9 protein-coding genes are annotated in these 13,712 nt (G+C 75.6%); 4 read left to right on the top strand and 5 right to left on the bottom strand.

Translation table 11 applies throughout. The features are described from left to right. Positions 1 to 53 precede the first annotated feature (53 nt). The gene (locus ACFV4G_RS12955) at positions 54 to 2,135 is read right to left on the bottom strand and encodes a glycogen debranching N-terminal domain-containing protein (protein ID WP_380439580.1); all 2,082 of its coding nucleotides are present in this window, start codon (positions 2,133 to 2,135) and stop codon (positions 54 to 56) included. Positions 2,136 to 2,830: 695 nt separating this feature from the next. Between ACFV4G_RS12955 and ACFV4G_RS12950 the strand changes: the two genes are divergently transcribed. Then, a complete protein-coding gene (locus tag ACFV4G_RS12950; protein WP_380439506.1) occupies positions 2,831 to 4,144 on the top strand; it encodes an alpha/beta fold hydrolase in 1,314 nt (437 codons plus the stop codon). A gap of 43 nt (positions 4,145 to 4,187) precedes the next feature. Here ACFV4G_RS12950 and ACFV4G_RS12945 read toward each other — a convergent pair whose 3' ends face one another. Beyond that, positions 4,188 to 5,795, bottom strand: a complete 1,608-nt coding sequence (locus ACFV4G_RS12945) for a DUF4192 domain-containing protein (RefSeq protein WP_380439504.1) — start codon at positions 5,793 to 5,795, stop codon at positions 4,188 to 4,190. A gap of 229 nt (positions 5,796 to 6,024) precedes the next feature. Here ACFV4G_RS12945 and ACFV4G_RS12940 point away from each other — a divergent pair, with 229 nt between their 5' ends. Continuing rightward, a complete protein-coding gene (locus ACFV4G_RS12940; protein WP_380439578.1) occupies positions 6,025 to 8,223 on the top strand; it encodes a RecQ family ATP-dependent DNA helicase in 2,199 nt (732 codons plus the stop codon). 405 nt (positions 8,224 to 8,628) lie between these two features. After that, a complete protein-coding gene (locus ACFV4G_RS12935) occupies positions 8,629 to 9,300 on the top strand; it encodes a hypothetical protein (RefSeq protein WP_380439502.1) in 672 nt (223 codons plus the stop codon). Between the two features lie 190 nt (positions 9,301 to 9,490). On the opposite strand, the gene ACFV4G_RS12930 is transcribed toward ACFV4G_RS12935, so the two are convergent. From ACFV4G_RS12930 to ACFV4G_RS12920, 3 genes are all read right to left on the bottom strand, one after another. Beyond that, the gene (locus tag ACFV4G_RS12930) at positions 9,491 to 9,946 is read right to left on the bottom strand and encodes a hypothetical protein (protein WP_380439500.1); all 456 of its coding nucleotides are present in this window, start codon (positions 9,944 to 9,946) and stop codon (positions 9,491 to 9,493) included. Positions 9,947 to 10,275: 329 nt separating this feature from the next. Next, complete coding sequence (locus ACFV4G_RS12925; RefSeq protein ID WP_380439498.1) at positions 10,276 to 10,974, bottom strand: ribonuclease HII; 699 nt, start codon at positions 10,972 to 10,974, stop codon at positions 10,276 to 10,278. 156 nt (positions 10,975 to 11,130) lie between these two features. After that, positions 11,131 to 11,835: a TetR-like C-terminal domain-containing protein gene (locus tag ACFV4G_RS12920; RefSeq protein WP_380439496.1), complete on the bottom strand. Its 705-nt coding sequence runs from the start codon at positions 11,833 to 11,835 to the stop codon at positions 11,131 to 11,133. Between the two features lie 181 nt (positions 11,836 to 12,016). Here ACFV4G_RS12920 and ACFV4G_RS12915 point away from each other — a divergent pair, with 181 nt between their 5' ends. Next, on the top strand, positions 12,017 to 13,564 hold the full coding sequence (locus ACFV4G_RS12915; protein WP_380439577.1) for an MFS transporter: 1,548 nt from the start codon (positions 12,017 to 12,019) through the stop codon (positions 13,562 to 13,564). Positions 13,565 to 13,712 lie beyond the last annotated feature (148 nt).

The following is a 13,712-nucleotide window of genomic DNA, read 5'->3' as shown; positions in this document are numbered from 1 at the left end:
CAGGCCCGTGTACAACCCGTGCCCATGGCCCGCGGGGCAGGCCCGGGCGGGGGTCAGCGCGCCACGAGCTGGAGGTCCGCGGGCGCCTCCTCGACCATGGCCACGCCGATGCGGCTCACCCGGACGGAGAAGCGCTCCCCGGACACCCGCAGGTTGGTCAGCTCCAGCTCGCCGAGCGGGGCCGTGCTCGCCGGGCGGACCTTGACCCGGCCGCCGGGGACGTCCGGGCGGACCCCGGCGAGGGCGAAGACCGCGTGGGCGGCCCCGGCGGCCGAGACCGCCGCCGGACGGCACGCGGCCGGGTGCGGGACGGGCGGGCAGCCGGGGATCCGCTGCTCGCCGGCGTACATCTCGGGCACGCGGCCCTCGAAGTGGGTGGCCGCGGCGAGCAGGCCCTCCAGCAGGGTGCCGGCCTCGTTCTCGTGGCCGGCCCCGGCGAGCCCGGCGATCGCGAGGGCGGTCTCGTGCACCCGCACGGCGCCGCCCCGGTGGCCCAGCGGGTTGAAGCGCGGCGACTTGGCACTCAGGGTGCGCAGACCCCAGCCGCTGTCCAGTTCCGGGGCCACGAGGCGCTGGGCGAGCAGCCGCGTCTGCTCGCGGTCCAGCAGGCTCTCGTGGCGGCCGCCGTCGACCGCGAGGCCGGTGTCGAGCAGGTGGACGAAGGAGGAGGCGACGGCCGGGAGCGGCTGCCCGCCCGGGGCCAGGCCCGCGGCGGGGCGCCCGCCGGAGAGGTCGTCGATCCAGAACCGCTCGCGGAAGCGCCCGCGCAGCCCGGCGGCCCAGCCGCGCCACTCCTCGGCGCCGGGGCGGCCGAAGGCCTCCAGGAGCTCGGCGCCGTGCAGGGCGGCGCGGTGCGCCTGGGCTTGGACCTCGGCGCGGGCGGCCACCGGGTGGGCGGCGCGGTCCTCGGCCGGACGGCTCAGGTCGGTGACGAAGCCGTCGACCAGGCCGTCCCGGAGGGCGCCGAGGGCCCGTTCGGCGGCCGGGAGCAGGTCCGCGACCTCGGCCCTCGGCAGGCCCCAGCGCCAGGCCTCGGCCAGCACCGTGACGAACAGCAGGGTGGCCTCGGTCGCGGTGCAGGTGGGCGGGAGCTCGGGACCGCCGTGCCGCAGGGCGCCGGGCAGCAGCCCCTCGGTGCGGCCCGGCGCCGGGGCGAGCTGCTGGCGCCGGGCCAGCGCCCGCAGGGTGCCGGCGGCGAGCCGGGTGCCGAGCGGGAGGGTCAGCCGGGCGGCCCACAGCGCGTCGGCCGGGGCGAGGCCGAAGCGCCAGGGCGCCCCGGAGGCCGGGTAGAGGTCGGTCGGTCGGTCCGGGTCGGCGAAGAGCAGGCCGCCGAGGGCGTCGAGGGAGCGGGTGACCAGCAGCGCCGCCCGGCCGTCGTCGGCGCGGACCTCCGGTTCGGACCAGGGCAGCGGGACGCCCGTGCCGCGACCGCCCGGCGGACGCGCACCGGGCACGGTGCTCTCCAGCTCGGCACGCAGCTCGACCGACCAGCGGGCGCCCGGCTGCACCTCCAGGTCCCAGCGGAGCACCCCGGCACCGGCGAGGACGGCGTGCGGGGACGGCTTCGCGGACACCACCGCGCTGTGCGCCGGGCCGGCCCAGCGCAGGCCCGCGGACTGCACCTGGCCCGGCAGGTCCGGTGAGCGGTGCCCGGCGGCGATCTCGCCGACCGGGCCGAGGTCGGTGCCGAGCGCGATCTCCAGTGGGAGCCGGGCGGGCCGGGCCCCGGTGTTGCGCACGATCACCGTCTCCACGCCGTCCGCCTGGCGCAGCCGCTCCACGGTGAGCGCCGGGTCCGGGTCGAGGTCGCCGGGAAGGCGGACGGCACCGAGGAACCGGGCCTCGGCGGCGCTCGTCTGGGTGCCCTGGAGGGGCAGCGGCTCCATGCCGCCGAGGCGCAGCTCCATCCGCGCGACGACCCGGACGCCGTTGCGGTAGAAGCCGTGGAGCCCGTGCCCGCGCAGCTGGCCGTCCGGCCCGGAGGCGGCCATCCCGGGGGCCTTGACGCAGAGCACCGCGTGGTGGACGGCGGCGGGCTGCGGCCGGGGCGGGCCGGCCGGGACCTGGTCGGGGCGGCCGACCGGTCGCGGCGCGCCGACCACGGTCTCGGCCGGCGCGGCCTGGGGCGGCCTCATGGCGGTCACCGGACTCTCCTCCCCTCGGCGGTCCGGTGGCCGGGTCAGGCCGGTGGGCCGCGAGCATGCTCGATCGCGTGCTGATGGTGCCGGGCCGGCGGGGTGTCCCGTCGGCGGTTCTGCCGTGTCTGGCCGTACCCGGTGGCGGGTCGTGCCATGCGGTGCGCGGTACCGGGCCGGTACCCGCGCGCCGGGTCGGCGCGCCGGGCACGTCGGTGTGCCCGGCCCGCCGTCGGGCCTCGCGCACCGGCAGGCCGGTGGCGCCCTCTCCCCGTGGCCCGTCGCCCCGGTCGGCCGCTCGCGCGCGGCGGCCGGTCGCGGTGCCGTGTGCGGCCGCTCGCGAGTCCGGCGTTCGGGACGCCGGTACGGCGCGGTTCCCGCCGCGGTGCGCGCACAGGGCCCCCGGAGTCAACGCCGCACACCGGCCCCAGGTCACGCCCGGCCGGAGCCTCCGGGCTCGGGCGCTCCTGCCGCGCCGCACCCGGACGGTCGGTGGCGGGCCGTCACCGCGGGCCCGGCAGCGGACCGCGCGACCCCGGCGGCGGCCGGTCCCGGGCGCGCCCCGGGGAGGAGCACGGCCGTCGAACCGGCGCCCGACGGCGGCCAGGATACGGTGCGGGTGTCGCGGCGCCCGCACCCGGTGACACCGTGAACGGCGACGTGACCGCTGTGACCTGCAGAGACCGAGGAGTTGTATGTCCACCGCCAGCCGGCTGCCCGGGATTGTCACGACCGACCACGTCTTCCAGCTCCCGCTGGACCACGCCGCCCCCGAGGGCGAGCGGATCTCGGTGTACGCCCGCGAGGTGGTGGCCGCCGGCCGCGAGCGGGACGACCTGCCGTGGCTGCTCTTCCTCCAGGGCGGCCCGGGTGGCAAGGCGGCCCGCCCGCTCGGCCGGGACGCGTGGCTGGACCGGGCCCTGGACGACTACCGGGTGCTCCTGCTCGACCAGCGCGGCACCGGGCGCTCGACGCCCGCGACCCGCCGGACCCTCGCCCGGCGCGGCGGCGCCCGGGAGCAGGCGGACTACCTGGCGCACTTCCGTGCGGACTCGATCGTGCGCGACGCCGAGCTGATCCGCCGCCACCTGCTCGGCGCGGACCAGCGCTGGAGCGTGCTCGGCCAGAGCTTCGGCGGCTTCTGCACCCTCACCTACCTCTCGATCGCCCCCGAGGGCCTGACGGAGGCCTTCGTCACCGGCGGCCTCGCGGGCCTGCGGAGCTCGGCGGACGACGTCTACCGGGCCGCCTACCCGCGGGTGGTCCGCAAGAACGAAGGGCACTACGAGCGGTTCCCGCAGGACGTCGAAGCGGTGCGGCGGATCGCCGCGCACCTCGCCGCCGCCCCGGCCACGCTGCCCGACGGCGGCCTGCTCACCGTCGAGGCCTTCCAGTCGCTCGGGATGATGCTGGGCGGCGGCAGCGGCTCCGGCGCCCTGCACTACCTGCTGGAGGAGGCCTGGGTGGAGGGCCCGGACGGGCCCGAGCTCTCCGACACCTTCCTGTACGGCGTCCAGGCCAGGATCTCCTTCGCCGAGGGCCCGCTGTACGCCGTGCTGCACGAGTCGATCTACGGCCAGCGGTCGGTCGACGCGGGCGGCACCGCGTGGTCGGCCGAGCGGCTCCGCAAGGAGTTCCCCGGGTTCGACGCCCGGGCCGCGCTGGAGACGGAGGCCCCGGTGCTGTTCACCGGGGAGATGATCTACCCCTGGATGTTCGACACCGACCCGGCGCTGCGGCCGCTGAAGGAGGCCGCCGAGCTGCTGGCCGCCCGGGCCGACTGGCCCGACCTCTACGACCCGCAGCGGCTCGCCGCCAACGAGGTGCCCGTCGTGGCGGCCGTGTACCACGACGACATGTACGTGGACACCGCCGACTCGCTGGAGACCGCCCGCGCGGTGCGCGGCCTGCGGACCTGGATCACCAACGAGTGGGAGCACGACGGCCTGCGGGTGAGCGGCGGCAAGGTGCTGGACCGCCTGATCAAGATGGCGCACGGCGAGCTGTAGCCCGGCCCGGCCCCGGGGAGCCCGGAGCGGGCGGAGAAGGACGTCAGCGCCCATGACGGGCTCCCCGGGCCGACCTCCCGATGCAGCGGTGCGCCCCGCTCCCGAGCGGCACCGCCGCCCCGCTGCACGCCCGGCCGCGGCCCAGCCTCAGGGTCGCGTCGGGGCGCTCCCCCCGGCCGCGGCCCGGCTCCGCGAGCAGGGCGACCGGCCCGAGGCCGTCCGCCTCCGGCAGGGCCGGGGCGGGCCCACCGGGAACACCGCCCGGCGTCCCCGGAGCAGCGGCGCCCGCCCGACGGCCGCCCCGGCGCCTGCGCCTGGCCTTCCCCCGCCCGGGCGCCCCTTCCCGGGGGCCGCCCGACGGCTCGTCCGGCGTCCCATCCGGCGTCCCTTCCGGTGCTCCGCCCGGATCGGCGGCCGGGCCGCCGCTCTCCTCGTCGGTCGGCTCCGGCACCGTCGGCTCCTCCTTCACCCCGTTCTCCTCCTTCGCCTCCCCCGCCCGCTTCGCCTCCCGGCGGAGCCGCTGGCCCTCGACGGCCGCGAGCAGCGCCTCCGGGGTCATCCCGTCGTTGAGCGACTCGTGCAGCAGATCGGCCAGCAGGTAGGACGGGTCGAGGTCGAGGGCGCGGCCGAGCACCACCCGGGCCGTCGCCGTGTCCCCCGCGACCCAGGACGCCCAGGCCAGCAAGGTCAGCGGGGCGACCGCGCAGCCCTCGTACGGCGGCACCGCGCGCCGGGCGAGGAAGCGCCAGAGCCGCTCGGCGGACGCCAGCTCGGCGGGCCGGACGTACTCGGCGCCGCGGTCCCGGGTGTGCCGGTCCCGCAGGGCGAGCAGCAGCCGTGCCGTCCGGTCCTCGTCGAGCTCGCGGGCACCGGCCGCGAACTCGACGAAGGCCTGGTCGAGCAGGGCGATCCCCGGCGCCGACGGATCGGCCGTCCCGACCCGTGCGAGGGCCGTCCGCTGGGCCTCGGCACCGGGCGGGCCGATCGGGGCCAGCCCCGCGATGATCGCCTTCCGGCTGCCTCGCGGGGCGAGGCCCGCGAACGTCGCCGCGGCGGCGGCTGGCCCCGGGGCGGGGGCGGGGCGGATCGGGTTCCCCGCCGGATCGCAGCAGCCCTCCCGGCGGCAGAGGAAGGACCACCAGCGACCGTCCGAGACGCACAGCGACTCCTTGACCGGCACGCCCCGGCGGGCGAACGCGGCCCGGAGGCCGTCGGCCAGCGGCCGCAGGCCGTCCACCACCGGCGGCCCGTGCCCGGGGACGGGATCCTGGCAGAGGTAGAGGAGCACCTGGATCGGGCGGCTGCCGCGCTGTTCCGAGACGTCGACCAGCAGGGCGGCCGTCTCCTCCGCCGCGGCCGGCCACTGCGCGCGGGACGCGGGGATGTCCGCCCGGAGCACCCCGCCCTGGTGGAGGTCGGGACCGTTCAGGCCGACGGCGACGATGCTGTCGTCGGGGAAGAAGCCCAGGAGGTAGGGCAGCAGCTCGGCCATGTCGGCCGGGCCGCGCATCGTCACCGGCCGGTGGCCGGAGGCGGGGCCCAGGGAGAGCGTCACGTTGTCCCCGTTCGTCGTGGTGTCGTCGTTCATGCCGTTGTCGTTGTCCATGCCGTTGTCGCTGTTCATGGCGCTGTCGCTGTTCATGGCGTTCATGACGGGAAGAGTGCCGCGCCCCGAAATCCGCGGCTGACTTTTGTTTTTTCCTGTGGACAACTCCGGGCCGGAATTCCGCTTCCCTCGTTCGGAGCACGTCATCGCCACTCTCCCGAGTGATATTTGACTGCCGTTCAGCCGACGATCGGATGACATACACCCCGGCTCCACCCTTCTCGCCCGCCCCGGCATTCGCCCGTTGTCGGCGCCTCGGGGTTACATGGACGCCATGCAGCCGCACGAGATCCACACCACCGCCACCGCCGCCGACCGCGCCGAGGTCAGGGCGCGGGCCGAGGCCGTCCTGCGCGAGCTGGCCGGCCCCGGCGCCGCCCTGCGCGACGACCAGTGGACGGCCATCGAGGCCCTGGTGGTCGACCACCGCCGGGCCCTGGTCGTGCAGCGCACCGGCTGGGGCAAGTCCGCCGTCTACTTCATCGCCACCGCCCTGCTGCGCGCCCGGGGCGCCGGGCCCACGGTGATCGTCTCGCCGCTGCTCGCCCTGATGCGCAACCAGGTCGACTCCGCGGCCCGGGCCGGCATCCACGCCCGCACCATCAACTCGGCCAACACCGAGGAGTGGGACGCGATCCAGGCCGAGGTCGCGGCCGGGCAGGTAGACGTCCTGCTGGTCAGCCCGGAGCGACTGAACAACCCCGACTTCCGCGACCAGGTGCTCCCCAAGCTCGCCGCCTCCACCGGCCTGCTCGTGGTCGACGAGGCGCACTGCATCTCCGACTGGGGCCACGACTTCCGCCCCGACTACCGCCGGCTGCGCACCATGCTCGCCGACCTCCCGCCCCGGGTCCCGGTGCTGGCCACCACCGCCACGGCCAACGCCCGGGTCACCGCCGACGTCGCCGAGCAACTGGGCACCGGCACCGCCGACGAGCACGCCCTGGTGCTGCGCGGCCCGCTCGACCGGGAGAGCCTCACCCTCGGCGTGCTCGCCCTGCCCGACCCGGCGCACCGGCTCGCCTGGCTGGCCGACCACCTCGACCGCCTGCCGGGCTCGGGCATCGTCTACACGCTGACGGTGGCCGCCGCCGAGGAGGTCACCGCCTTCCTGCGCGAGCGCGGCTTCGCCGTGGCCTCCTACTCCGGCCGCACCGAGGACGCCGAGCGCCGCACCGCCGAGGCCGACCTGCTGGCCAACCGGGTCAAGGCGCTGGTCGCCACCTCCGCGCTCGGCATGGGCTTCGACAAGCCCGACCTCGGCTTCGTGGTGCACCTCGGCTCGCCCAGCTCCCCGATCGCCTACTACCAGCAGGTCGGCCGGGCCGGGCGCGGCGTCGACCGGGCCGAGGTGCTGCTCCTGCCCGGTCGCGAGGACGAGGCGATCTGGCGCTACTTCGCCTCGCTGGCCTTCCCGCCCGAGGAGCAGGTGCGCCGCACGATCGACGCGCTCGCCGAGGCCGGCCGCCCGCTGTCCACGGCAGCCCTGGAGCCCCGGGTGGACCTGCGCCGCACCCGGCTGGAGACCATGCTCAAGGTGCTCGACGTGGACGGCGCCGTCCGCCGGGTCAAGGGCGGCTGGACGGCCACCGGGCAGAGCTGGGAGTACGACACCGCCCGCTACGCCAAGGTCGCGGCCTCCCGCGAGGCCGAGCAGCGCGCGATGCGCGAGTACGCGGCGGCCACCGGCTGCCGGATGGAGTTCCTGCGGCGGCAGCTGGACGACGAGCAGGCCGCGCCGTGCGGGCGGTGCGACAACTGCGCCGGGCCGCTGCACACCCCGGAGGTGTCGGCCGCCACGCTGGAGGCCGCCCGCGCCGCGCTCGGCCGCCCCGGGGTCGGCTTCGAGCCGCGCCGGCTCTGGCCCACCGGCATGGAGACCGTCGGCGTGCCGCTCAAGGGGCGCATCCCGGCCGGGGAGCAGGCCGAGACTGGCCGGGCGCTCGGCCGGCTGTCCGACATCGGCTGGGGCACCCGGCTGCGCGGCCTGCTCGCCGAGCAGGCGCCGGACGTGCCCGTCCCCGGCGAGGCGGTGGACGCCCTCGTGACGGTGCTCGCCGACTGGGCGCGCGGGCCGGGCGGCTGGGCCGGGCCGGCCTCGGCCGACGGCGCCCGGCTGGAGCGGCCGGCCGGCGTGGTGACCATGGCCTCCTCGGCCCGCCCCCAGCTGGTCGGCACGCTCGGCGCGCGGATCGCCGAGATCGGGCGGCTGCCGCTGCTCGGGCGGATCGAGTACGCGGACGGGCGGCCCCCGCACGGCGCCCGCAGCAACAGCGCGCAGCGGCTGCGCTCGGTGACCGAAGCGCTGGTCCTGCCGCCCGAGTTGGCGCAGGCGGTGGCCGCCGCGGGCGGTCCGGTGCTGCTGGTGGACGACCTCGTCGACTCGGGCTGGACGGTCACCGTCGCCGCGCGCCTGCTGCGCCGGGCCGGGGCGAGCGCGGTGCTGCCCCTGGTGCTGGCCGTGCAGGCCTGATCCGCGCGGCCCGGGCGGCGGGCCGCGCACCCGGGCCGCACACCCGAACGGAGGTGGACCGTCCGTTCGGACGGACTCACTCGAATGGCCTAAAGGAGGGAGAGATCACATCGGCGGGGCGCTCGCGCGGCACCGACGACGGGAGAGGGGCGATGACATTGCGGAACCCAGTTCACGGGCCGTTCACCCTGGCCCTCGCCGGGCTGCGGAGATGCCTGAGTACCGCTTGCGCCAGAGGGGAATATATCCGGCAGAACGTGGGCTTTCGGGCGGCGTTCATCATTTCATCGTTGCCGCTCCGCCCCCGATGCCACGAGAATTGGCGGGTACCCGAAACCCGGTCCGGTGGACCCTGCCTTCGGCGTACGCAGGTACCCGCGTGCCCGTGGGTCGGGAAGGAGGATCGTGATCAACGGTATCGGCCGAGGTCAGTCTCCCCTCGCCCGGAGTTCGGCGCCCAGACGGCTGCTGGACCTGGAGACCTGGACCGCCTCGGGGATCCCGTTGCTGCGCGATCCGCGCGACTTCGTCCTGGAGCTGCACCAGCGCCACCTGCCCCAGCCGGGCACGGTCGTGGTCGCCGTCCTCGACGCGGTGCACCACCTCAGCGCCTCGGCCTCGTTCACGCCCTGGCCGCACGACACGGACGGCTGGCAGCACCGGAACGCCCTGCTCGCGCACCTGCGCCAGATCACCCCGCACGACCTGCGCCAGCCCGTGCCGACCCGCACCGCGGTGCTGCTGCGCTGCCGCGAGGGCGCCCCGGGCTGGACCGAGCAGGACGGGGCCTGGATGTGGGCATTGCGGGACGCGGCCGTCCTGCACGGACTGCGCTGCGGCTCCTACATCGGGCTGACCCCGGCCGGCTGGCAGATCCTCGGGGACGGGCGGCAGGGCCGCAATCCGCACGCGGGTTCGTGGGCGGACGGACCGGTCCACACCGTGACGGAGCTGCCCCCGCGCACGGCCCTGGACGCTCCGGGCGGCCGGCGCGCGCTGCGCCAGACGTCCGAGCGGCCCTGGACGCCCGCCAGGCTCTCCGCGGTCCAACCGGCCCGCCGCACCGGGACCCGCTGAGCCCCGAGTCCTCCACGGGCTCCGCGAGTTCCACGGGCTCCATGAGCTTCACAGGCTTCCAAGCAGCCGCCATGGGCTCCCAGGACCCCGCCGTCCCCACGCCTCCCAGGCCGGCTGCGGCCGGCTGCGGGGTACGACGGCCCGCGGGCCCGGCACCGTACGGCACCGGGCCCGGGCGGGGCCGCTCGGCTCAGGCGCTGACCGGACGACCGGGCGCCGCTCCGGCGGCACCCTTGGCAGCCGGGCCGGCGTCGCCGCAGACCACGAGCAGCACGGACGCGTGGCCGAGCGCCGCGGCGTACGCCTCCGCGGCACGGGCGGCCGGTCCGCCGTTGGCGACCAGGACGACCACCTCGCGGCGGGCCGGGCGGGTCGGCACGGCGTCCGCGTAGAACACGTCCCCGCCCTCGGCGAGTTGCGCCCAGTAGCGCTCCTCGCCGAAGGAGAGTTCGTGCTGCTGCCACGGGTGCGCCTCGCCGACCGTCAGCACCAGGATCTCGCCCGGGCTGCGCCCGGCGTCGAGCAACTGGTCGACCACCTCGTCGGCGCGCTCCAGCGCCTCGGCCGGGGTGGCCGCGACCCGCCGGACCTCGATCTGGGGTGCGGTCGGGGCCGGACGGCGCGGTGCCGGGCCGGGCTTGGGCACCGGACGCGGCTGCGGACCGGGCCGGCCGGCGCTCGGCGGTGCCGGGCGCGGCGGCGCTGGGCGCGGGCCGGGCACCGGGGCGGGCGCGGCGACGGTGGTGGGTGCGGTGGCGGGCGCACTGCCGGTGGCAGGCGCGCGGAGGGCTTGTGCGTCCGACTCTCGGGGGAAGGGAACGCCGGGGCCCGGGAGGCTCTCGTGAATCTCCGGCTCCTCGGGGAAGACAGGCATACCCGGATATCTATCAAATGCCGGTCGAACGCGCACGGGCGCCCCACCCATTGGGCACCAAGACGTTGCCGGACCCACCCGGGGCAATTCCAGACGGACCGTCAGAAACCGAGCGTCAACTGTTCGTCGGCGGAGCCTTCGGCCGCCTCCAGACCCGGCCGGATCCGCTTCAGGTGGCGCCACTTCGGCAGTGCGTCCAAGTACGCCCAGGAGAGCCGGTGGTGTTCGGTGGGCCCGAACTCCTCCAGCGCCGCGCGGTGCACCGGGGACGGGTAGCCGGCGTTGTCGGCGAAGCCGTACGCGGAGTGCTGCTCGCCGAGTTCGGCCATCATCCCGTCGCGGTGGACCTTCGCGAGGACGGAGGCGGCGGAGACGCAGATGCAGGACTGGTCACCCTTGATCACCGTGCGCACCCGCCAGGGGCCGCCGAGGTAGTCGTGCTTGCCGTCGAGGATCACCGCGTCGGGCTCGACCGGCAGCGCCTCCAAGGCGCGGACGGCGGCCAGGCGCAGGGCGGCAGTCATGCCGAGCTCGTCGCACTCCTGCGGCGAGGCGTGGCCGAGCGCGTACGCGGTGACCCAGTCGGCGAGGACCGGTGCGAGCGCGCGGCGGCGCAGCTCGGTGAGCAGCTTGGAGTCGGTGAGCCCCTCCGGCGGCCGGCGCAGTCCGGTGACGGCCGCGCCGACGGTGACCGGTCCGGCCCAGGCGCCGCGCCCGACCTCGTCCAGCCCGACGACGACCTTGGCGCCGGCCCGGCGGAGCGAGCGCTCGACGGAGTGCGTCGGCGGGACGATGGGCATCGCAGGCTCCGTTCGGCTGGGCGGCCCGTTCAGCTGGGGCTGTTCCAGCCTAAGCCCGTCGCCGAGGTGCCCCGCGCCACGCCGGAGGGGCGACCACGGAGCCACCACCGGCTACCGGGGAACCACCGCGGAGTCACCGCGGGTCACCGGCGCGCCTCAGGCCCCGATCATCGGCATCAGCACGTCGTCGACCAGGCGGACGGCGTAGTCGGGCGGGGTGTTCTCGCGCCCGCAGATCTTGACCTGGTAGAGCAGCATCGCCGGGGCGACGTCCGCGACCATCGGCGTGACGGCCCCGGGGCGGACCTCTCCGCGCTCCGCTCCGCGGCGGAGGATGTCGAGGATCGTCCCGGTGGTCGGCGCGACGACCCGCTGCACGATGAAGTCCTTGAACAGCTGTGCCTGTTCGTGGTCGAGCTCCCCCATCAACGCCTGCAGGGCGCTGCCCGCGCGCGAGTTCATCGCACCCGCGAACACCTCGATGAGCTGCAGGAGTTCATCGCGGGTGGACCCGAGGTCAGGGACGCCGTTCGGCCGTGGGAGAGTGGAGTCCAGGGCGTCCACGACGAGTTCGACCTTGGAGGCCCAGCGCCGGTAGAGCGCGGCCTTGCCGGTCCGCGCCGCAGCGGCGACGCCCTCCATCGTCAGCCGCGCGAACCCGCCGGAGGTGAGCTGGTCGAGCGCGGCCGCGAAGATCGCGTTCTCCAGTTCCTTCCCGCGGCGCCGCACCGGCCGGGTGAGGACCTCGGTGGCCACCCGCACCCGGCACAGCGCCGGCGGGCCGGACGCCGACCGCGCCGACGGCGCCGCCGCTCCCTCCGGGGCCGGGCCGGCCGACCGGTCCGTCACCTGGCGTCGCACCGAATGATCCATTGCCACCAACCTTAAGGAACGCTTGCGTTCACAAACTGGCCCAGGATATCGTCCAGATTAGTGAACGATCCCGTTCCTTCCTAGCCTGCAGCACGGCGCAGGTTCTCCGCCGGGCCCACGGTCCGCAGCACATCACGCACATAGCCAGCCAGGGGGCATTTTCGTGGCTATTTCCGACACTCTCAGCAAGAACTCACCACCGCGCGGCGGCCCGAGCCGGGGCAAGGGCATCACCCTGGCGGTCATCGCGGCGACGCAGCTCATGGTGGTACTCGACGCGACCATCGTGAACATCGCGCTGCCGGGCATCAAGGACGCGCTCAACTTCTCGACCACCGACCTGTCATGGGTCATCAACGCCTACACGCTGACCTTCGGCGGGCTGCTCCTGCTCGGCGGTCGCGCGGGTGACATCCTCGGCCGCCGCCGGGTCTTCATCTTCGGCACCCTGCTGTTCGGCCTGGCCTCGCTGCTGGGCGGGTTCGCCCAGGACAGCACCCTGCTGCTGGCCGCCCGCGCGCTCCAGGGCATCGGCGGCGCGATCTGTTCACCGACGGCGTTCGCGCTGATCGCCACCAACTTCGAGGAAGGGCCCGAACGCAACAAGGCGTTCGGCGTGTTCTCGGCGGTGGCGGGATCGGGCGCGGCGATCGGCCTGCTGGCCGGCGGTCTGCTCACCGAGTACCTGGACTGGCGCTGGGTCTTCTTCGTCAACGTGCCGATCGCGGTGCTGATCGCGATCGCCGCGCCGCGCTACATCGCCGAGTCCGAGCGCACCGACGGCCGCTTCGACCTGCCCGGCGCGTTCACCTCGACGCTGGGCCTGGTCGGCCTCGTCTACGGGTTCATCCGCGCGGCCAACCCGGACTACGGCTGGACGGACGGGCTCACGATCGGCTCCTTCGCGGCCGGCGTGATCCTGCTCGCCGCGTTCGTCGTGATCGAGCGGCGGACGGCCCAGCCGATCACCCCGCTGCACCTGTTCGCCAACCGCAACCGCACCGGCGGCCTGGTGATGATGCTCTGCCTGGCCGCGGCCATGTTCGGCATCTTCTTCTACGTCGTGCTCTTCGTGCAGGGCCCGCTCGGCTACAGCCCGCTGAAGGCCGGCGTGTCGTTCCTGCCGATCAGCGTGGCGATCATCATCGCCGCGCAGGTCGCGTCCACCCTCCAGGCCAAGTACGGCCCGAAGCCGTTCATGGCCGGCGGCGCGCTGCTGGTCACCATCGGCCTGACCTGGCTGACCCAGATGGACAAGGACAGCGGCTACCTCGACGGGGTTCTCGGCCCCACGGTGGTGTTCGGCTTCGGCATGGGCCTGATCTTCGTCCCGGTCATGCTGCTCGCCGTCGCCGGCGTCCCCGGCGAGGAGAGCGGCGCAGCGTCCGGCCTGCTCAACTCGATGCAGCAGATCGGCGGCTCGCTCGGCCTGTCGATCCTGACCACGGTCTTCGCCCACTACGCCACGGCCGAGGCCAAGCTGCAGCTGCCGAAGTTCATGGAGACGGCCACGCCGGAGCAGCTGGGCTACCTCAAGGAGCACCACGACTTCCCCGCGGGCACCGACGCGGCCAACTCCGTCCTCATCCAGGGCACTTCGCACGGCTTCATCGTGGGTGCCGCCCTCGCGGCGGTCGCGCTGCTGGTCGCGGTCTTCGCGATCAAGGCCAAGGCGAGCGACCTGCCGTCGGAGACCTCCGGCGTCGCGATGCACTGAACCACCGGGGCGCCATCCGATGGAACAGACGGGCCGGCCGGGAGCACCACGCGCCCCGCCGGGCCCGCCGCCCGTCCCCGGGGCCCCACCACCCCGCCCCCCCCCACCCCCCACACCCCCACGCGGAACAAGACACGAGGGGTATGTC

It is taken from the genome of Kitasatospora sp. NPDC059747 (genome assembly GCF_042732955.1).
In the GTDB taxonomy this organism is placed as follows: domain Bacteria; phylum Actinomycetota; class Actinomycetes; order Streptomycetales; family Streptomycetaceae; genus Kitasatospora.
The sequence above is the reverse complement of the archived record's forward strand: the minus strand, read 5'-3'. Positions and strand labels throughout refer to the sequence as shown.